General features: G+C 46.8%; 18 protein-coding genes. 11 read left to right on the forward strand and 7 right to left on the reverse strand.

Annotated elements, in window-relative coordinates; all coding sequences use genetic code 11:
• Nucleotides 1-110 precede the first annotated feature (110 nt).
• On the reverse strand, nt 111-1,880 hold the full coding sequence (locus K1Y79_RS23950) for a hypothetical protein (RefSeq protein ID WP_220252721.1): 1,770 nt from the start codon (nt 1,878-1,880) through the stop codon (nt 111-113).
• Nucleotides 1,881-1,909: 29 nt separating this feature from the next.
• A complete protein-coding gene (locus tag K1Y79_RS23955) occupies nt 1,910-2,317 on the reverse strand; it encodes a hypothetical protein (protein ID WP_220252722.1) in 408 nt (135 codons plus the stop codon).
• A 167-nt stretch (nt 2,318-2,484) separates the two neighbouring features.
• Here K1Y79_RS23955 and K1Y79_RS23960 point away from each other — a divergent pair, with 167 nt between their 5' ends.
• Nucleotides 2,485-2,958 (forward strand): hypothetical protein, encoded by a 474-nt coding sequence (locus K1Y79_RS23960; protein ID WP_220252723.1) that lies wholly within the window; start codon nt 2,485-2,487, stop codon nt 2,956-2,958.
• A 9-nt stretch (nt 2,959-2,967) separates the two neighbouring features.
• On the opposite strand, the gene K1Y79_RS23965 is transcribed toward K1Y79_RS23960, so the two are convergent.
• On the reverse strand, nt 2,968-3,456 hold the full coding sequence (locus tag K1Y79_RS23965) for a YdbT family protein (protein ID WP_220252724.1): 489 nt from the start codon (nt 3,454-3,456) through the stop codon (nt 2,968-2,970).
• 577 nt (nt 3,457-4,033) lie between these two features.
• Between K1Y79_RS23965 and K1Y79_RS23970 the strand changes: the two genes are divergently transcribed.
• From K1Y79_RS23970 to K1Y79_RS23985, 4 genes are read left to right on the forward strand one after another with little or no spacing between them, the layout of a single operon-like run.
• Nucleotides 4,034-4,588, forward strand: coding sequence for a phage tail protein (locus tag K1Y79_RS23970; protein ID WP_220252725.1), 555 nt, complete (start codon nt 4,034-4,036; stop codon nt 4,586-4,588).
• Nucleotides 4,589-4,628: 40 nt separating this feature from the next.
• On the forward strand, nt 4,629-5,180 hold the full coding sequence (locus K1Y79_RS23975) for a phage tail protein (RefSeq protein WP_220252726.1): 552 nt from the start codon (nt 4,629-4,631) through the stop codon (nt 5,178-5,180).
• A 24-nt stretch (nt 5,181-5,204) separates the two neighbouring features.
• On the forward strand, nt 5,205-5,783 hold the full coding sequence (locus K1Y79_RS23980; RefSeq protein WP_220252727.1) for a phage tail protein: 579 nt from the start codon (nt 5,205-5,207) through the stop codon (nt 5,781-5,783).
• 14 nt (nt 5,784-5,797) lie between these two features.
• Nucleotides 5,798-6,703, forward strand: a complete 906-nt coding sequence (locus tag K1Y79_RS23985) for a methionyl-tRNA formyltransferase (RefSeq protein WP_220252728.1) — start codon at nt 5,798-5,800, stop codon at nt 6,701-6,703.
• 2 nt (nt 6,704-6,705) lie between these two features.
• On the opposite strand, the gene K1Y79_RS29345 is transcribed toward K1Y79_RS23985, so the two are convergent.
• The 4 genes from K1Y79_RS29345 to K1Y79_RS24000 are packed head-to-tail and all read right to left on the reverse strand — an operon-like array spanning nt 6,706 to nt 10,013.
• Nucleotides 6,706-6,834 carry a hypothetical protein gene (locus K1Y79_RS29345; protein ID WP_262903188.1) on the reverse strand — a complete coding sequence of 43 codons (129 nt, stop codon included), beginning with the start codon at nt 6,832-6,834 and terminating at the stop codon, nt 6,706-6,708.
• Between the two features lie 25 nt (nt 6,835-6,859).
• Entirely contained in the window at nt 6,860-8,701 is a 1,842-nt protein-coding gene (locus K1Y79_RS23990; RefSeq protein ID WP_220252729.1) for an asparagine synthetase B family protein, read from the reverse strand.
• Nucleotides 8,702-8,704: 3 nt separating this feature from the next.
• A complete protein-coding gene (locus tag K1Y79_RS23995) occupies nt 8,705-9,115 on the reverse strand; it encodes a lasso peptide biosynthesis B2 protein (protein WP_220252730.1) in 411 nt (136 codons plus the stop codon).
• A 1-nt stretch (nt 9,116) separates the two neighbouring features.
• A complete protein-coding gene (locus tag K1Y79_RS24000; RefSeq protein ID WP_220252731.1) occupies nt 9,117-10,013 on the reverse strand; it encodes a P-loop NTPase family protein in 897 nt (298 codons plus the stop codon).
• A gap of 75 nt (nt 10,014-10,088) precedes the next feature.
• Between K1Y79_RS24000 and K1Y79_RS24005 the strand changes: the two genes are divergently transcribed.
• The 6 genes from K1Y79_RS24005 to K1Y79_RS24030 all read left to right on the forward strand — a co-directional run bounded on the left by K1Y79_RS24005 (nt 10,089) and on the right by K1Y79_RS24030 (nt 21,799).
• Nucleotides 10,089-10,388: a PqqD family peptide modification chaperone gene (locus K1Y79_RS24005; RefSeq protein ID WP_220252732.1), complete on the forward strand. Its 300-nt coding sequence runs from the start codon at nt 10,089-10,091 to the stop codon at nt 10,386-10,388.
• Nucleotides 10,389-10,392: 4 nt separating this feature from the next.
• A complete protein-coding gene (locus tag K1Y79_RS24010) occupies nt 10,393-11,499 on the forward strand; it encodes a nucleotidyltransferase family protein (RefSeq protein ID WP_220252733.1) in 1,107 nt (368 codons plus the stop codon).
• Between the two features lie 110 nt (nt 11,500-11,609).
• Complete coding sequence (locus K1Y79_RS24015; protein ID WP_220252734.1) at nt 11,610-12,095, forward strand: dual specificity protein phosphatase family protein; 486 nt, start codon at nt 11,610-11,612, stop codon at nt 12,093-12,095.
• Between the two features lie 270 nt (nt 12,096-12,365).
• On the forward strand, nt 12,366-12,878 hold the full coding sequence (locus K1Y79_RS24020) for a DUF4402 domain-containing protein (RefSeq protein WP_220252735.1): 513 nt from the start codon (nt 12,366-12,368) through the stop codon (nt 12,876-12,878).
• Nucleotides 12,879-12,965: 87 nt separating this feature from the next.
• Complete coding sequence (locus K1Y79_RS24025; protein ID WP_220252736.1) at nt 12,966-13,793, forward strand: fimbrial biogenesis chaperone; 828 nt, start codon at nt 12,966-12,968, stop codon at nt 13,791-13,793.
• 59 nt (nt 13,794-13,852) lie between these two features.
• Nucleotides 13,853-21,799 carry a T9SS type A sorting domain-containing protein gene (locus K1Y79_RS24030; protein WP_220252737.1) on the forward strand — a complete coding sequence of 2,649 codons (7,947 nt, stop codon included), beginning with the start codon at nt 13,853-13,855 and terminating at the stop codon, nt 21,797-21,799.
• The last annotated feature ends 4 nt before the right edge of the window (nt 21,800-21,803 follow it).

A 21,803-nucleotide genomic window follows, 5' to 3' on the forward strand; every position in this document is an offset into this window, starting at 1 on the left:
GGAGTTAAATCTGTTAGTGACAATAAAGGCACATTAGTCATGCCAAAAATAAGAAAAAGGCTTTCCGCCGGAAAGCCTTTTTAAAAAGATGGCATTGTGATAACCTGTTATTATTGAACGCCGTTACCCTTATTACCGAGACTCATGGTAGGTATTGGCAATCTGAATCCGACGAAGATGTAGTTAGCGCCGTAAAAGAGGTTATAGGCCCATCCTACCTGCAGGTAATCGTGCAGTGTGGAAGCTACAATACCCAATCCTAATTCGGGCACATCGTCTTTATCAAAATCCGGCGACGATACATGAAGGCCGAAGTTCAGATCCAGGAGGTTATTGGGCAGGGAAGATGTACGTTTCCATTGTTGGCTCATCCCCAGTATTCCTTTAAACAGCACATTATAATAGGGTGCCATCTGCACATCTTTCTGGATGCTGGTAGTGGTAAGCGGGTGTGCAAAAATCACCCCTACCGTTGCTTCTACATGTGCCAGGATACGATATAGTGTTAATCGATGGGTTTCTTCCCAGAGCGTTCTCTTAGAACCGGTATTAGTGACCTCCATTTTGATAACTACACGATCTCCTGAGGTGCGGTAGCCGGAATACAGAAGGTCTGTGGTTGCTTCAGCCGGTATATTACCTAAAGCCAATGAAAATACTTTATCTGAGAAGCGGAGGGCTAGTTCTGCCAGTCTCCTTTCTTCAGCGCCGAACTGCAACACATCATTGGGGATAACGGTAGTGGCCAGCGCTGAAATTTTGCCGGAAGCAAGCGCCAGGAGGTCAGCACACTGCTGCTGTACGGCCGGTGATGCAGCCGGAATATCTGTACGTAGGGTAGTGAGCAGCCCGTTCAGCTTACTAAATTCACTGTTTAACCCTGTTACGTCTGACTGTAGGCGGGTAAGGAATAATGATAGCGAAAAGTCAGTATTGTCATCCAGTGTCTGATAATATTTTATTTTTTCATTGAGCAGATTCCTGATGACTTCACCCTGTACCAGTACCTGCCTGATATCAGCCACAATCTGCTGATGTTGCAGGGAAGCGGCTACCTTTTCAGCTTCTTTTCTGAAGTCTTCATAGTCAGCCTTCAGCCGTTGCTGAAGAATGTCAGTAAACTGGCGGACGTATTCGCCTTTCAGGATTTCATTGACGTTCATCTCCCGTTGCCTGCTGTCGCGTACCCAACGCTGGATCTGTTCCAACTGGGCTACCTGGTCATCGGTGAGGGTAAACTTCCAGCGTTCTACCTCATAATATTCACCCTGGGGATTATTATCCAATCCGTTAAAATGCAAGGGAGAAGACTGGTTGTTGTGCATCAGCCATCCCCCGATCTGCACGCGAATGTCACTATAAGCCCCGTCATCTGTAAGTTGTTGTTCCAGGTCGCTGATACGTTTGTTCAGTGCATAGGTAATACCGCCCCATATATCTTTAAGATCCTTATAAGACTCAAAGTAATCGCGGGTAGCGGGATCGCGGTCAAAGATAGCCGTGATTTCGCGTGCAACAGCCGAAGTGCGTTGCAGGAAAGCGGGCACACTGTTTTTATCACCGCGCGTGTGCAGGCGTACAGCGTCTTCCATTGCTTTTGACCAGGTGTCTACCTTACCTGTTGCCTCATAGAGTGTGTTCAGGAGGTTGACAGCATCGGGCGGCAGTGGTTTGCCGATACCAGTAGCATTGACCTTGCGGATAAATGCAGCGCGGTCGAAGCGGATAACCAGCTGACTGTTGATGTCAGCATTGTTTTTATTGTCGTATTTATTATTGTTCTGATCAATTTCCCGGATAGTGATGACAGACTGCGCGTAGGCGTTGCAACAGCATATTACAGAAAATAGTACAGCGCATGGCAATGTAAGTAGTCGCATATTAGCATTTCATTAAGGTAAACAGGAACTTAGCCGTTGGCATAAGCCGTCATAACAGCGGTGTGCATGCTGCCACGGCCTTTCATAAAACGGGCACGGGTTACACCTTCTGAGATAATGTTTCTGAATGGGGAGACAGAAAGCAGTACAAAGTTGTGATAGTCGGACGGCTTTACACGGGGGTGCCATTCCATTTTCCGGAGAACAGGCAGCAGGAGTTGCGGTTGGGTAACACGTACGAACATGACCATGTCATACATTCCCATACCGTTACTCCCGATTCCTGATCTGATAAAGTTAGCGGTATCATTGGCTTCAGCAGCCACTTCGTCGTCTCCCAGAATAAGTAGTAGCAGCAGATCAGGTTGATCCAGCAGGTCCTGAAAGACTTTTTGTGCCTCGGCTTCCTCCGCAGGAAGCACTACATAGTTTTGCATTTGCAATCAGTTGAGTGTGCAGTTGGGGAAAAAGTATGAAAATATAGAATAAAACGAGAAATTTAAGCATTGCCAGAAGAAAGTGATAAAACTTGCCGGCGGCAATACCCTTTCAGTAAATTTCCCTACATTTAAGTTATTAACCCTGCATATACGCCATAACGGGTATGTTTAACGCTCAAATCCGTAACAATTCCATGATGACAACTGACGAAGTAATCCAGGCTTTAAATTCCTTCGTGCCTGAAGAGCGCTCTGCTGATGACAACATCTCTTATTTCCACGAACTAATGGAAGCGCTGAAACACGATGCCGACAGAGAAAGAGCAATAGAACCTATTTTCCGGCTGATTGAAAGGCACCCTCACATTGATTATGGTTCTCCGGGGCCATTAGCGCATACGCTGGAATCGTTCCATGAACTGTATCATGAACACCTTTTTGCATCGCTGGACCGGCTTCCTACACCATTGACAGTATGGATGCTCAACCGGTTGACCAACGCCGATCAGAACTACCTGGAACACAAGATGCTGATAGAAAAAATGCATGCGCTGCTGCAACATCCCCGGCTAGACGACCTGACGCGGGGAGCAGTAGAAGACTTTGTAGACTTTCAGGATCATCCCGGCGAAGAGTAGCCCTCCGGATCAGGCCCGGTTGGCCTGAATGCCAAGTTGCCGGAGCTGATGGATCAGCGTATCCGGAAAGGAAGCATTACGGGCAATACGGTACTCATAATACCTGCTGTGTGTCTCTATCAGCAGGAAAGTACTTTTACGTCCATACCCTGCCCTTCTGATAGTTACTTCCTTTATTTGATCCAGCGGAATGACAGTGGTTGTAGCAGACAGTCTGGTAAGCGGCTTCCTGATGATCAGCCGGTCGGTATAAAGGTGAAAGGTATGCGGCGTGAAGAGTATCCAGACGGCAACAGCCAGGAAGAAAACAGCCAGGGTAAGCTGACCACCCCAGGATCCGGACGACATATGAAAGAAGCAGAAGAGGGCAGCTATGATTGATAGTGCGGCGAAGGATATACCAATTAGTATATCTCCAAAATAGACGTCTGTCTCAAGTAAAGGGGTAGACGATCGGTTAGCTGCAATTGCAGACTCGTGGGTTGCAGGTTCGGGCATCGGCAAATAAGGTTATTTCAAATTTAACGAAAAAAAAGGCCATTCCCTATAGGCGGAACGGCCTTTTTCTTTGGACAGAAGCGTCCTCTTCTTTGCAGGGTGTGATACGGGATGTGGGGATGATGCAGAGGGCTGAAGAAAGGGTCAGCCAGCGGGCAAAGATGAGGCTAATTGGCGAAGCAGTAAGTCGCTCCATACAATACATGCCTACTGTGAAAGAAGTACGATGCAGCATATCTTCTTTACCGGCTTCATTGTAGTAAAAAGACTTTCCGGAAATTATCTATACACGAAACAGGTCCGTTGATAGCGGTGATTCAATTGCTGTACGTCTTAAATTATATTTACCGATTTTAATGGGAAATAAAAAGTCTTTTATTTACAGTTTGATTTTTATTTCCGGTTCAGGCTTATTAACTTAGTTTACACTTATCACAGAAATCATACCTGCTAAAGAGTCGAGAATATTTCCCTGAATAATCACCAAGTCCATGAAAAACAGAATGCGCTAACTCCACTTTATTTCTTGTAATCATACATTTTGTAACCTTTATTATTCACCCAAAAATCACCCCTTATGGCAGATGCATATGTAGGCGAAATAAGAGCCTTTGCATTTAATTTTACCCCCTCGGGATGGCTTCCCTGTAATGGAGACCTCTATTCCATCCAGACACATTCCACCTTATTTTCGTTATTGGGCACGTATTACGGCGGCAATGGAAGTACTACTTTCGGTGTCCCTGACCTGCGTGGTGTTGCAGCAATTGGTATCAATGTGCAGAATCCCTCATTCGGTACTCCCGGCATAAAAGGCGGCAGTGAGGGCGTTACACTGACAACCAATACCATACCCGCACACACACACATGATGCAGGCAGTGGTACGTACAGCGCAACCGCAAACGGCAGCCGCTACTCCGACGCCAGGTCCGAATGCCTACCTCACTAATGCGTACACTACAGGTCTCAACAGAGGTATTGTGGTATACTCCAATAATGCAGGAGGTATTGCGCTTAATCCACAAACGATTGGTGTTACTGGTGGCACAACACCACACGAAAACAGAGACCCTTATCTGGCTATGACTTACTGTATATGCGCCGAAGGCGTATACCCTCAACGCCCCTGATTATTCTTCTCATTTACTCACCTTATCTTACCCAACACACATGGAAAATTATCTCGGAGAGATCCGTCTGTTCCCTTATACTCAGATACCCAGAGGCTGGGTGCCCTGTAACGGACAAACGCTTGGCATTGCACAGAACCAGGCACTGTTTGCCCTCTTGGGCGTATACTATGGCGGTAATGGCACCACCAATTTTCTGCTGCCTAACCTCAACGGGCGCACTATAGTAGGCACTGGCCAAAGCACCAGCAGCACTACCTATAATATCGGCCAGGCAGGAGGCGCAGAAACTGTCACGCTGACAACCAGCAATCTTGCAGCACACTCCCACCCGCTTAGAGCAAATGTCTCTTATGACCAGGGTAGCCCTAACACCAATTTCTTCGGTAACGCTAATACGCCTACCAGTCCGACTCAACCTGCGCAGAACACGGGTACCGTTAACCTATACGCCCCTGCCGGCACCGGTCTGGTTAATATGGCACCATGCATCACGAGCACAGGTAACAACCTGCCGCACGAAAACAGGATGCCTTACCTCGCATTGATCTACTGCATCGCTACACAGGGCATTTTCCCATCACGTAACTGATTACTAAACGACAAAACTTATTCTATGGATAATTATATAGGAGAGATCAGATTGTTTGCCGGAAACTTTGCACCTGTAGGGTGGGATGTATGCGACGGCAGACTACTCGCCATTAGTCAGTATGAAGCACTCTTTGTACTGCTGGGTACTCAATATGGCGGAGATGGCATCACTACATTTGCCCTCCCCGACCTTCGTGTGCGGATACCTGTTGGTACAGGGCAAATGAACGGCACTGGCGGAAATGGCAACTATATACTTGGACAGTCAGCCGGCACTCCGAATGTCACATTACTGACAAGCAACCTGCCTGGTCATACACATCCGCTGGTAGCAATAAATACAGCCGCTACAACCGGAGATCCTAACAATAATATGCTGGCTGTCTCCAATGGCAACAACAATACCGGACCGACAGCCTATCCTGACGTGAATCTGTATACCACCCTGCCGCTGCCTGCAGGCGGTACCACTGTACCCAATGCCTTGTTGGATCCGTTGGCGATATCTCCTGCCGGAGGTACACAGCCACATGACAATATGATGCCTTATCTCACGATCAATTACATCATAGCATTATACGGTATATTCCCAAGTAACTAATTGTACTATCATTCATGAAAATAGGCATTATTTCCGGCGGGGATCACTTCCTGCAGCTCGCCTACACACTTGCAAGCCAGCGCTTGCAAGTGTGTATCTTTTTTTCACCTACCGAAGACATTCAGGCACAGCATAAAGTGCAGGCTTTTGCACAATCGTATAGTTTATCTGTTCAGTTAGAAAAAGACACGGCTAACGATGTCTACAACTGGATAGAGCGTATACGTCCGGATGTACTGTTTGTATATGGTTACCGCTATCTGCTGGATGTAAAACGGCTGGCTGCTACACCGGCATTTAACATTCACCCCGGACCATTACCTTCCTTCCGCGGACCATCGCCCGTGTTCTGGCAATTGAAGATGGGACAACCAATGCTAGGTTTTTCCATTCACATACTATCAGACAAGTTTGATGCAGGGCAGGTAGTCTGGGAGCGAACAATACCCGACCAGCCGCATTATCATTACGCAGCAGTTCAACAGGTGTGCAGTCAGTTATGTATAGAAGGAGTGATCAGTATACTGGCAATGCTGAAGCAAGGTATGCCATTGCCCAATGTGCAGACTGTACAACGCATGCACAAGTATTATAAACGGCCTTTGTTAAAGGACGTGATGATTGATTGGAACAGGATGTCTCCGGTAGAAATATGCAACCTGATAAGAGCCTGCAACCCTTGGAATAAGGGAGCCATTACTGTGTTTAATGGCCAGGAGCTGAAGCTGATGGACGGCTCCCTGACAGGTACGCAGACAGATATGCTACCAGGTACTATCCTATGGCAGGATGATAGCTTCCAGATAGCCTGTGCCGGGGGCCGCACAATCAGAACTAATATGCTGTATCTAGCCGATGCGTACCTGCCCGCTTATCACGCCGGCATGTACGGATTACAACATGGCATTAAACTCGGTTAAGGTCAGGTGCTGATTTCAGAAGCAAAGTCAAATCCTGCTTCTCCTGCGCCAAGTGTGACCTCATTGATGGGAAGTACTGTCATGTCCGGGGTCTCCCAGGTAAGTTTCGGTTGAGCTGTTTCGTTTTTCATATTGTGAGATTGGTATTAAATGAAGTTATGAAAACTTATCCTCAAAAACATAACCATTTTTCTGTAGTCGGTCAATAATCGTACTGCATATTGAGGCCTGTGTCATTCTGATCATAGCGAGTTCATCTCCGCCGGCTAAACGTTGCAGGGCCGCCTTTGAGAAATAACGATTAAATGGCAGTGTATTGTCAGCAGCAGCTATCTCTGCTTTCACCCTGGGAATATCCGCTTTAATGCGTGAAAGGAAATCAGGCGCATACATACCTTTATCCCTCCGCCAGCATATCTTATCAGGCAGCAATTCCTGCATAGCATGGCGTAGCAGGCTGCGTTTGTAACCATTGTGGATGAAGGTCTGTTCAGGAATATCCATCATTAACTCGAGGATGTGCCTGTCAAGTAAAGGCACTGCAGAGGATATCCCATATCCCCGGTTGCGCCCTGCAAGTACCGCGGGCAACTGACCTGTACGCCCACTGACAATATTCTCCATCATATAGGTTTGAATATTACGCACTGGTCTGAAGTCGAGCGAGGATTTGTATTGCTGCAAAAAGGCAGGTTGTAAGGCTGTATTTTTAACCATTTTTCGTTGTCTGCCGCGCCACATCCGGTACAAGGCGGCGTGTACAGCAATCTCCCGCTTCATCACCTGCAAAGGGTGTAAATTTTCTTTAGCTACAAACGAGCGGATCATTGTATATACATCTTTTACGCGGCCTTTCATCAACATATTGTAGATCACAGGATGCCCCTGCCAGGACACCCAGTGATCGCCGCCATAGCCGGTGAAGAGCACGCCTGTCTCTTCCTGCTGCGCTGCTTTGAGGATGGCATGGTCCATATAATGAAATGCATTAGGAAAGGTCTCATCATAATTGAAAGCATTGAGTGTATTATCAAGGGGACTACCGTCACTGGCATGGACATACATCTGGATAATATTATTGTAATGTTCGCCCATTATGTCGATATAGACACGCTCATCCTTTCCTGCTGTATTATCGGGTAGAACAGAAGAAAACGCATACAGCGGTCTGTTTTGCTGAGCCAGTTCCTTTGCTAATATAGCAGCGATTGCAGATGAATCGAGTCCGCCGCTTAAGGTTATACCTACCTTACCAGATGCAGGTATTCTATTACGTATGGCAGTATGCATGACTTCGCGCAATGCGGTTGCACATTCATTGAAAGAAGTGAAGGAATATTTACCTGGAGCCGGTTGCCAGTATTTTTTGATGGAGGTTGTTTTGTTTTCCAGCCTCAGATAATTTCCTCCGCATAAGGCATAGACATCTTTTGTAAAGGTAAGTGCAGGCGAACCCTGGCGAAAATGATAGGCGATCAGACTGTCTGCGTTAAAGACGTGTGGCAGTGGCTTTACTGTCAATATTGCATTAAGTGTAGAGCTGAATATGAATACATCAGGTGCATCATAATAGTATAGCGGCCTGAATCCGACATGATCTGTTGCCAGCAGCAACCGTCGTGTCGCCTGTTCCCAGATGCAGAATGCATATTCTCCTTCGAGGTGATGCAAACAGCTACTCCCCCATTTCCGGTATGCGCCCAGCAATAGTTCTTTATCTGTGGCAGATGGATCTGCACCGGTCTGGCGCAATATATACATACGGTTATCAATACGCACATCCGCCGCTACGACCAGGCCATCAGTAATTAAAGGAGCAGCAAGATGATTAGCTGTACTTAAGGCACCAGGATGCCATTGTCCGATGAGGACGTGACCGTCTATCCAGTTTGCGCCGTGGGTGAGTTGCCGCTGATGGAACACATGAGTGATTGTTGTGTCGATGGCAGGAGTAACTGGTTGTCCGCTTTTGTAGATAATACCGAAGATGCCCGTCATGTATCAGTTTTTAAAGCGTGCAATGACCTTATACTGTTCAGTGCCGTTACCACCAGTGATGATGATCCCTTCACTCTCCAACCATGCATGTGCCTTTATAGCATCCCCTGTTTTATTGACGCCAAAGAAGACAATACCAGACATCCGCCGGTAGCGCAGCATGAACTTTCCTGCCAGCGCCTGTTCAAAACATCTGGTACGCCAGGGGGCACAGGCAGCAGCTCTGCTGATAGCCGCCCTGATACGCTGTGAACGGGCAGTGGTCCGAAGAGGAGCTGGCGGTGATGAAGATATGTTCTCTCCCAGGAAAGGAGCGATTTTTCTGAAGGGCATACATATAAGCATCACACGGGCAACGCCAAGGCAACACCAGGCTTCAGCAAACAGACAGGATGCGCGCACAAATTTCTTCATATTAAAATATGGATGTAACAGTAGCTAATAATTCCTCAGGCTCGCAATGCAGAGGTCGCGTAATAAGATGCGTATCAGCCTGCCGTGTCAGGGCGCTGATGGTATTAAAGCAAACACCACGTATAAATGGTTGTCTGAAAAGGGCCGGTTTATAGATATGCTGCACTACTTGCGTGAACGCATTGCTACCAATCAGCCTTTGATGGTCTATAGCCGTCACATCTCCGGTAGCCAGTAAGATGATCCTGTTGACGGGATAAGGCTCTGTATCAAAGTCCTGGTGGAAGAAAATGCCGTATTTCTCTATTCCTGGCATTACGGGAAACGAGCGATCTTCCAACTGCAGGGTCTGCAGCGATTGTTCCCATAGCTTTAACATAGGATAAGCCGCGATACCACTTACCTGTTCATCACCAGGTAACTGCCTAAGTACGGTCACATCATCTGTGAATATGCGATAATGCTTATCCTGCAAACCAGCAAGCGTTGTTGACTTACCTGCCCCTGACCGGCCACAGATCAATGTAAGCGCTCCCGCTTCTACAATTCCGGCAGCATGCAGCGGTACCTGCTTGCGTTGTTGCAAAACACCGGCCATGGCTCCTGCTAAAACAAACATCCGTAATATGCGCTCTTCAATTTTTGCAGTAACTGGCGCAATAATAATCTGTTTACCATGTGCTATATAGTAGGAGGCTATACCGGGTACGGTGAACAGCAGTTCGTAATCATTGAGAGTATAGGTGATATGACCTGTTGAAAATGAAGCCGACGCATGTATAAGTGGAATACTTCCGATAGTGATCGTGACATCCGTATGCGACGAAGTGGCCGGCATCAGCTCAGGGAATTTGATAGAGGAAGTAATGAGTAGGCCAAAGCCCCAATATTTATACATGGATGATGAACTATTTCGGGTCGTGTGATGTTACAAATACTATATACACGCAACTTATCATTAATGTTCAAACATATGTCAGAAAGTGTACAATTGCCCCTATGTAAAGAGACGATCATACGTCGCAACGAGCGCAACTTCCTGGTCAGTCGCGTAGGCGAAGAGGTGGTACTGATGGACGTCCACAACGGGCAATATATAGGTCTCAATGCAATTGGCAGCGTTATCTGGGAAAAGCTGGAACAACCTGTATCTGTTCACGACGTAGTGCATGCATTAACACAGGAATATGCCATCAGCATGCAATTGTGTGAACAGGAAACCCTATTATTCCTTCAAAAGATGATGCAGCACCGCATGCTGATTGTTGACTAACCTTATGCTTAATAACGAAGTCGCTGTAGTATGCCTATGCTGCAGGGTATACCTGCAAACCAGCACCATTTCCGAACTAAAAGCCTTCTTAAGCCTGCATCCCATCCGTTGGAAACAGGTATATCAGCTCTGTGCTATGCATAGAGTAAGACCAGTTGTTTTGCAGGTATTGTGTCAGTTGGCGCAGGAAGTACCAAAGGAAATCTTACAGCTCTTCCGGAATTATTGCCGGGAGTTCCTGTTATTTGCTGCAGATCGTAAAATGGAAGCAGACAGGATTGTTGGATTATTACAGGCACAGGGAATAGCAGCCAGGTTGTATAAAGGGACTGAATGTGCCATGCTGCTTTACCGGGATATTGGCATGCGGGAGTTCACAGACATGGACATTATTATTGAGGATAAACAGCTCCGGGCGGTGACTGACCTGATGCTGGCGGAAGGGTATGAGATGCAGCAGGCAGCTTATTTCAGGCGCTTTCCAACCCGTTACAAACGCCAGCTAAAGGATATTGCATTTGGAAAGCGTTGTCCGCGAGGCAGGCGGTTCAGCTTTGAATTTCACTATCGCCCTACTAAACCGTTGATGCCTGTACAATATACATTCAGCGAATTGCTGGGTCCTGATTACCTAAACCGCAATTACAACAACCAGGATTATTATACCCTGTTACTGCTTAATAATGGGGCCAGCGATTTCTTTCCGCATTTGCGTTCTCTGCTGGATATGGCATTAATCTGGCAAAAAGAGCAAGTTACTCCGCCAGCAGGACTAAAACCCTATGATATCCTTTGGCGACAACTGGCACACACATTACTGGGCTTTGATACCCACCAGCAACCACCGGCCCACAATAATACATACCACTTGCTGCTTCGGCGCTTGCAACAGCCGCAACTACCGGGAAAATATACCTTTTTGCAACAAGCATATGTAAATCTGGCAAATGCAGAAACAGTTAAGGAAAAAAGCCGGCTGCTACAGCAGTATTTACTGTTCCTGCTGCGACCGAATGGGAACGATATCGAAACATACAAGTTACCTTATCCCGCGTATTATTTCACTAAGCCGTTACGGCTGACTTTCAATCTGCTACGCCGCATTGGATAACCTTATAAGCCTGATTTATCCATAGGTATCCCCGGGATGACCATATAAAGCAATTCGCATATGTTCACTGGTTTCTGTATTTTTACTGTGGACAAACCAAAGACACAACTATGTTACAGGTATACAGGAATCTTTATGTAGGGACAAATACTGATTGCCATGACGAGCAGCTGGGATTTGCAACAATTCATGCCTGTAAAGAGCCTTGTCACCGTCAGGCGGTGGGATACAAAGGAAACCTTAAGTCGAGTCATGCTTCTTACCTGATGCACCTGCATGGCGACCGTCATTTGTATCTAAACATGGTAGATATGGACCAGGAATTTCTGCCGCAATATACCCACCCGATTATGGAAAGATGTATGTTATTCATTGACCGCCATATAGCGGACAAAAAGGTGTTGGTACACTGTAACTGGGGTATTTCCCGCTCTCCTTCCATTGCTTTATTATATATGGCCAGAAAAAAAGCCATTAGTGACATCAGTTATGATATGGCCAGAAACGATTTCAGCGCCATTTACCAGGCATATACACCTGGCAACGGTATATCTGCTTACCTTGACAGATATTGGCAAAATCTGCTTTCAATCTGATAATCAGGCGCAATAATGCGCCTTGCGAACTCCACTGTTGACCAAAAAAAGTCATGCATTAAAGAATAGATGACTGCTTTTTTTCTATATTCGTTATGGATTTAGTTAATCCCACCGCCCTAAGCGGTACCTACTGTCTATATAAAATGCAATAAGTAAGCCTGCTGCGCCGGGAACCGCAGCACAATTTATCAACCTCGTCTCTCTCAAATAGGCGTGACAGATCCGTCATGCATACATTTTTACAGTTAACAATCTAAAAAAGCAAAAATGAAAAGAACACGACTGCTTTTCGTTGCTTCGTTTGCCTTGGTATGCGCAGCAACATCAGTGCGGGCACAGGAGACGGCATCGGCCACGGTGACGGCGACTATTGTCACGCCAATCAGCATCACTAAAGATGTTGATATGAACTTCGGCAACGTGGCCGTACAATCCACTACAGGTGGTACCGTAGTGCTTACGCCTGCAGGTACACGCACAACTACCGGCGGCGTAACGCTTCCTACCACAGCCGGAACAGTGACAGCGGCCTCGTTTACTGTAACCGGTACATCCGGCTACACGTATACCATCACTCTGCCCACTACGCCGCTCACTATTACCAGCGGTGCTAACACCATGACCGTTACAGCCTTTACCAGTGACCCTTCAGGTACAGGTACGCTGACAGGCGGTTCGGAAGTGGTGAACGTAGGTGCCACATTAAATGTGAGCGCTGCGCAACCCGCAGGTGTATACGTATCTGATACTCCATTTAGTGTGACTGTAAACTATAATTAACGTCGCACTGATTTCACCCTGGAAGCCCTCCCGGTTGTCAGACATGCCCGGGAGGGGCTGACCGGGTATTCACTTTTAATTGTGTTTATGCGTACTATCCACTTACTGACATTCCTTATAGCCCTTTGCCCCCTGTATGTAGCTGCGCAGGGTAATCTGCTTATTACACCCATGCGGGTTGTCTTCGACGGACAGAAAAAGTTACAGGAGCTTAATCTTGCCAATACCGGCCAGGACACGGCCCGGTATCTGATCTCACTTATTGAAATACGCATGAACAGCAACGGGACATTTGAAAAGATCACTGAACCTGATTCAGGTCAATTGTTCGCCAGTAACTTCCTGCGATTCTTTCCTAAAAGCGTCACCCTTGCTCCCGGTGAAGCACAGCTGGTTAAGGTACAGCTGATAAAATCAGGGCAACTACAGCAGGGCGAATATCGCTCTCACTTTTATTTCAGGGCAGTTCCCGATACCAGAATACAGGGAGAACCTGAAAAGCCAAAAGATTCCGCCAGCATATCGGTAACACTGACACCGATATTTGGTATCAGCATACCAGTGATTATCAGATCAGGCAATACCGATACCAGGGTAAACCTGACAGATATTTCCTTACAGGCCCCTGAAAACGCGCCGGCACAGTTAAACCTGATTGTGCGCCGCTCCGGCAACCATTCTGTGTATGGAGACATCAATGTTGACTATGTATCTGAAAAGGGAAAGATTACCACGGTAGCCAGCGCAAAAGGTCTGGCTATCTACACACCAAATGAGTTCAGACAGTTCCGCATGGAGCTGGACAAAAAAATGGGTATTGACTATCATAACGGTAAGCTGAGAATTTCTTATGCCAGAACCTCAAAAGATGCATTACCGGAACCAATGGCGCAGACAGAATTGCAGCTGCAATAGTTAGTGACAAGGATTATCACGGCATGAGTACGGCATGCCGCAGCACAATAACCAAACGCATGAATACCGACAGAAGATTTACACCCTATTATTTTACAATTCTTATCTTATTGTTAGGTCTGCCGGCAACCGTCTGGTGTCAGACGAGCTGGAGGGGAACGGTAAGTACAGTATGGAATGATGCAAACAACTGGACGGCAGGTATTCCTACCGCCTCTATTGATGCAGTTATCGGTGATGCTGCATTTACCGGCTCGTTTCAGCCTACGATCAGTAGCGTAACAGCAGCCTGCCGAGCACTTACACTTGTTGCGGGTGCTAAAAGTCCAGTACTGACAGTTGCAAAGGGCCTTACCGTATCAGGCACTCTCACCAACGGCAGCGGTTGCACCATTTCACATAGAGGTGTAACCATTACAGTAAAAGGAGATTTCATCAACAATGGTACTTATACCACTACAAGTACTTCTTCCCGCGTAACCATGGCCGGTACTACGCAAAGTATCAGTGGGACAGGCATTTCTTTCAGACGTCTTACCATTAACTCGGGCGCAACAGTAACACCCGCTGTTAGTTTCCCCGTTACAATTGCGCTGTCTGTCAGCGGCAACCTTATCCCTTCCGAAAGTACAACCACACTGATTTCCGGCGCTGGTACGCTCAGTGTTACTGCCACCGGAGTATTACATGTAAGGGGCGCTACGTTCGCCAGCAATTATAGTCTTACCGGCACCAATACATTAAGTGCCGGCAGTACAGTAGACTACAGTGCAACACTGATCAATCAGACAATCCGCAATGATATTACTTATTCGACCTTACGCATTAGTGGCGCGCTTGTTAAAACACTTGCCGGTAACCTGAACCCTCTCAATTCTACCACTAGTACCGCCGGTAGAATTGTAGTGGCTAGTGGAGTGCTTAACCTCTCCTCCTTTACCGCAAACAGGGGCACGACCGTAGCTGGTGGTGCCTTGTCGGTAGCAAATGATGCCACCTTACGCATTGGAGGAACCAACACCTTTCCCAGTAACTTCGCTACGCGCTCATTATCATTGACGAGTACAGTCGAATACAATGGAGCAGCGCAGACCATTTCTGCTGAAACATATGGAAACCTGGTTCTGTCTGGCTCCAGCGGTGCTGTTATAAAGACAATGCCAGCTACAGCATTCACAGTAGCGGGCAATTTCACCACAACTGCAGGAAGCGCGACGAGTCTAGCTGCTACCGCTGGTGCAAATATGATTGTAACGGGCAACACGATTATCGAAACAGCAACGACCTTCAATGCAGGCAGCTTTACATTAGATCTCAGCGGCAACTGGGTGAATAATGGTGTCTTCTCCGGCGGAACAGGAACGGTTAACATGAATGGACCGGGAACGAACATCAGCGGCACAGGCGTACATGGTTTTAATAATCTTAATATCACAGCTACAAATATTTCTGCGACTGCGAATGCAGCGGTCACTGTAGCCGGTAACCTGGCAACGACAGGGCCGGGAGCGTTTACACAGGCAACTGGTGGCACGCTTACCATGACCGGCGCGAGCAAAACAATAACAGGGGCAAGTCTGACTTTCGATAATCTCACAATATCCGGGACCGTCAGTACAACCAGCAGCTTGCTGTTAAACGGCAATCTTGTTGTCAGTGGCACTTTCAATAGCACAGGGGGAACGATTACCATGCAGGGAGCCGCAAAGACTATCTCTGGGGCAGGGACGATTATATTCGGATCCCTGGTCATACCCGGTACAGTCACATCAGCTGTATCATTCTCTGTAAGTACCACTATGGACATCAGCGGCACTTTCAGTGCCAGCGCAGGTACAACAACCTTTACAGGAACCAGCACGCTTAACGGTACGGCCAACCTATTTAACGTTACACTCAATGGAACTTCTCTGCAGTTGTCTACCAATGCAGTGCTGGGCATTGCAAATACGTTTACCGTAACAGCCGGTACGCTTAATGTCACATCCACTCCACCTAATACCGTAAATTTCAACGGCACCGCAGCACAGACGATCAACGCACTAACCTATAACAGATTATTACTTTCCGGAGGCAGTGTAAAAACGGCAGCGGGAGCTATTACAACCAGCTATTTTACGCTAGGCGCTAATACAACGTTCAATGCAGGTGCATTCACACATACCGTACTGCTGGACTTTATAAACAGCGGTACATTCAATGCAGGCACAGGTACATTTGCTTTTACAGGCGCAAATATTTCTACTATTACAGGCATTACCACTTTTAACATTCTTACGCTTAATAAAAATGCACAGTCTACCCAGGTGAACCTGAACAATGATGTCAATGCAGCTACAATCAATATGACATCAGGCACGATGAATACCGGTGTAAATGTGGTTAACATGACTGTAGACAGAACCGGACCGGGGATCATTTTAGGTAATATCCGCCGTACACAGTCATTTGGCCTGGGAGGCGTTTATGCATTTGAAAGCCCTAATACCACACTTACGATACTTGGCCTGCCGCTGACCGGATCTATTACTGTTTCAGTGGCAATCGGCCCTATTAATGACTTCCCGCAGGGTAGCGCTATCAATCGTGTTTATACTATTAATACCGGTCTGACAGTGGGGCTGACTACTGTCAGATTACACTACGAAGATGCAGAGCTGAATGGTAATAATGAATCTACCATGGGACTATGGTATTACAGCCTGGGTAGCTGGGGATCAGCTGGAAAGTCAGGTAACAGCACAACAGCTAATTATGTAGAAGTTGGTGGGCGGTTAGCTATTAATGGTCGCTGGACGATATCTGACAACTCGAATGTCGTTCGCTGGAATGGGTCGGTAAGTAATGAATGGACAAACGCCAACAACTGGACAGTGGTGCAGGGTAGCCCATCGCGCCCACCGGGAGTGAATGATATCGTAGAAATAGGGACATCGGCTTTTACCAATCAGCCAGTTATCAGTACGGCAGTTGCCGTTAAAGCAATCTCTCTTGGCAGTACACAGGCCGTTAACCTCTCCCTAGCATCGGGTGGCAGTCTGACTACGCAGGGTAACATTGCAGGCAGATGGTCAGGCAATGCAACTCATACTATCAATACAGGTGCACAAACATTGACCGTCAACGGAGATTTGCCGCTTAGCGACGGAACTTCCGGACGTGCCATTAACCTCAACATTGGCTCCGGCACCGTGACAGTTGGCGGATCCGTCACACAGACTGGAGGAGCAGCAGTTGTGTTTTCTGGTGCAGGCACGTTGAATATCGGTAGCAACTATGACTATTCAAATGGGACATTTACAGCTGGTAATGGTACTGTTAATTATAATGGAAGCGGAGCGCAAACAGTGGCAGGGCTGGCTTATTACAATCTGCAGATCGGTAAGAGTGCAGGTGACGCGCTGTTAAGCGGCGAGGCAAGCGCCAGCGGAAGTCTGAATATAACTGGCGGCGCTTTGACCATGAATGGTAACACAACTGTAACAGGTGATCTGAATATATCTCCAGGAGCAACATTGAATAGTGGTACCATCGGGCTAAACGTGGGAGGCAACTGGAATAATAGCGGTACATTCTCTTCATCCGGTGGTACAGTCACACTAAACGGCTCAGGTATACAAACCGTTTCAGCTACTACTTTTAATAATCTCGTTATCAGCAGCGGAGGAACAGTGACCCTTGCAGGGAATAGCCCAATAAATGGCAATCTAAGTGTCAATAGCGGCATTCTGAACCTGTCAACCTTCAGCGCCAATAGGGCATCAGCTGGGGGTACCTTTTCGCTGGCAAACGGAGCTACGCTACAAGTAGGAGGAACGAACAACTTCCCATCAGGGTATTCTACCTACACACTTGGTAACACCAGTACTACCAACTATAATGGTTCAGTAGCACAGGCAGTAGCGGGCGTTGCGTATGGCAACCTGGTCTTTAATAATAACGGAACGAAAACACTCGCTGCGACATGCATCGTAAATGGCGATCTAACCATCAACAGTGGCGCTACTTTTAGTGGAGCGGCTAACACGATCAATCTGTTCGGCAACTGGAACAACAGTGGAACCTATACTCCTGCCAGCAGCACAGTGACGCTGAACGGTAGTAATAAAACAATTACAGGTAATACCACCTTTAACAGGCTAACTGCCTACGGCAGCTATATAGTAAATGGAAGCGATATTACGTACAATGGGCTACTGACTATTGCTAATGGCGGTTCGTATAATGGTGGCAGCGGTACGGCAATAGTAAATGGAGACCTGACAAATAATGGCTCGCTTACCAGTAACGGAGTAACTACATTTACTGGTACAACCCTACAAACTATCCGCTTCGTCAACGCCCTTGTATCCAACTCAAGTGGAGTGATCAATTTCAATGGCACTGTGCCTCCGGTACTCAACTCTACCAGCACGCCAACCTACGCTACCCTGAATATCAACAACACAGGCGGTGTCAGTGCAAGTGTAGGATGGATTGTACAAATTGCATTTAATATCAGCAATGGTGCAACGTTCAACGGGGGCATATCTACACATAATGTATTTGGCTCGTTTACTAACAACGGTACGGTTACCAGTAGCGGAACTATGAACTTTACTCCTACAGCACCACAGACAGTCAGGCTCACGGGAACCGCATTTACCAGTACAGGAACCGTACAATTTGGCGGTAGCGGTGCATTGAGTGTTACCGGCGCCCCTACAGCACTAAATAACGTCCTGATCACCAATACTACTGGCGTAACACCTTCGGCAAACTGGCTGGTGAACGGAGACTTTATGATTGCCAACAATGCAATATTCAATGCAGGTAGTTATACTTATACTATTGCAGGCGACCTGGAAAGTAATGGTACGCTGAACGGCGGTACATCCACCTTCACACTGACTGCTGCAGATGCACAATTGACCGGTAGTCCTAGCACTACTTTTTACGACCTGACCATCACCGGGTTCACAACAGCATTATCAGATTATGGTGTAGGTCGCAACTTTACAAATAATGGCACTTATGACGGCACGGTAGGCGCTTTGAATATGGTTGGCAACTTACCCGGTACCATCTCAGGGGCAGCAACTTCATTCAACCTGGCGCAGGTAACTATACAGAAAGATCCAGGTACCACTGCATTTTTAGGAAAAGCAATAACAGCCGTAGAAGATATTACTGTGTTTACTGGCACATTAGATGCAGCAGGTTTCGCAATTACACCTACAGCAACAGCTTCCCTGACTATTGAGGATAACGCGCGACTCATTCTACGCGGTACGCAAACACTACCTACATTCAGCTCGTTCACAGTAGATACCTTCAGTACTGTTGAATATGGCGGCAGCACGCAAGCTGTTTCAGCCGCTACCAGTTACGGTAACCTGGTGATATCATCTTCTGGCACAAAGACGGCATCTGCGATATTAAAAATACTCAATGACTTTACATTGTCTGCGGGCACCTTTGTACAAGGCAGTTTTACAGATACCCTGGGCGGTAACTGGACAATGAGCGGAGGCACTTACAACAATACGGGGGCTACAATATACCTAAATGGTGCAGGCACACAAACCATTACCTCCACCGGCGCATTTAATAACCTTACCGTGAACAAAGCTACAGGTATAGTCTCCCTGGGATCCAACATTACGGTTAATAGTGTACTCAACTTTATTCTGAATAAGATTGTTACGGGCGCTACATTTGCTGTAATTCAGCCTACAACCGGCGTCGTTACAGGTGCTTCTCAGTCCACCGGGTGGGTTGTTGGACGGCTGCAGAAGGCATTTCCAACAGGCAGTGCGGTCCGGAACTTTGAAGTAGGAGATATTGTATACTACAGTCCGGCCTCCATCGCTTTCGGAAATGTAACCGTGTCTGGCAGCATACTGGTTGGAGTGACACCAACAGATCACCCGAATGTAGCTACCTCGCCACTCAATCCAAACAGAAGTGTAAACAGATACTGGTCATTTACAAATAACGGTGCTAATTTCAATTCCGCAACTGTGACCATGACATGGAATGCTACAGATGTAGATCCAGGATCCAATACCAGCAACTTCAAAGTATCCAGTTATAACGGCAGTACCTGGGCCACACCGGCATTTGCCAATCCGCTGCCTACATCCATTCAGGCTACAGGTTTAACAAATCTGAATGTTGCGCTGGCTATAGGACAACTAATCGCAGACAATACCTGGACAGGCGCAGTAAATGTTAACTGGTACGTGAGCGGCAATTGGTCTAATAATAGCATACCGGTAACCACGACCAATGCTACCATACCCAGTGGACTGACCAACTATCCTCAAATAAGTACTGGAACCGCCACAACTAATAATCTTATTATTCAGAACGGGGCGTCTGTTACGGTGAATGGCGGCATTCTTCAGATATACGGCGCTATTACAAACACCGGGAGCTTTACTGCAAGTAACGGTAGCATTGAGATGACAGGAACTGCAGCACAGATAATACCTGCAAATACATTTACAGGCAATACTGTTCTTAATCTAACTACCAACAATGTAGCAGGAGTTACCTTGCTTGGTCCACTGAATATTTCGGGAGTACTAAAGGCTAATATTGGCTTATTCGCAACAGGCGCAAATCTCACTTTGTTGTCCACCGCTGCACGCACTGCTCTCATAGATGGCAGTGGTAACGGATCTGTATTGGGCACCGTGACCATTCAACGTTACCGTCCTACGAGCTTCGGGTATACTTATTTTAGCTCTCCATTCAGCGCGGCTACAGTCAGCGAGTTCTCAGATGATATCAATCTTAATGCCCCATTCCCAAATTTCTACCGTTATATTGAAAACCGTGCATCTTCGGGCTGGGTATCTTACACTTCGATAGTAGGTATACTTACGCCAATGGTTGGTTATGCTGGTAATCTCGGCGTTGGTTCCTCTCCTGTCACTATTGATATGACAGGAGTAGTAAACAATGGTACAATGACTGCGCCTACACCTACTAACAATAATCAGCCATATACACAAGGATTCAACCTGGTGGGTAACCCCTACCCTTCTCCGATTGACTGGGACGCAACGAATGGCTGGACGCGAACCAATATTGACGACGCCATCTACTTCTTCAATGCGGGCAGTACCAATCAATATACAGGCACATATAGTTCATATATCAATGGTGTATCCAGCGATGGGATCGCCAACAATATCATCCCGACCATGCAGGGATTCTTTATACATGTGACTGACGGGACCTACCCAATAGCAGGTCTATTACGCGTTACAAACGCAGCAAGGGTAAATAACCTGACGCCGAGTTTCCGAAGAGAACGACCATTGACAGAACCATTGCTGAGACTAACTGCCGCCTACGCAGATGAAGGACATCCGGCAGATCCGGCTGTTATCTACTTTGATGATAGCTATTCCAAAGAATTTGAACCTGATATTGACGCGCTGAAGATGCTAAATACAGATGAATTTGTCCCAAGTTTGTACATCATGGCAGGAAAGCAGCGTCAATCTATCTCCGCCTGGCCGAATAGTATAGACAGCACAGAGATGATACCATTAGGCATAACAACAGGTAAAGAAGGCTACGTCAGTTTCTCATTACCGTTGATGGAAAGAATGCCTGCAGACAGACATTTCTATTTATATGATAAAGAAGCAGATATTACTCACGATCTGCATCAGGCTACACCTTATCGCCTCTTCCTTCGTAAGGGCAGTTTCGATAACCGTTTCTTCCTGGTACTGAAAGCAGGCGAGGGTACAATACCTTCTGGCGAACAGCCTTTTTATCATGCTTATAGTACGGGTAGCAATCTGTTTGCACAATTTGATAAAGTTCCGGGAGAAAAATGTACGATCACTGTCAGCAATATATCGGGACAAGTACTTCTGCAAAAAGATTTTACCGGCAATGGACGGTATTTGCTGGGATCACAATACAGTAGCGGAATTTACATTATCACTTTCTCCGCTAACAGGCATAAGATATCTAAGAAAGTGTTTATTGCTCACCAATAAAACG

It is taken from the genome of Chitinophaga rhizophila (assembly GCF_019492185.1).
Classification (GTDB): Bacteria; Bacteroidota; Bacteroidia; order Chitinophagales; family Chitinophagaceae; genus Chitinophaga; species Chitinophaga rhizophila.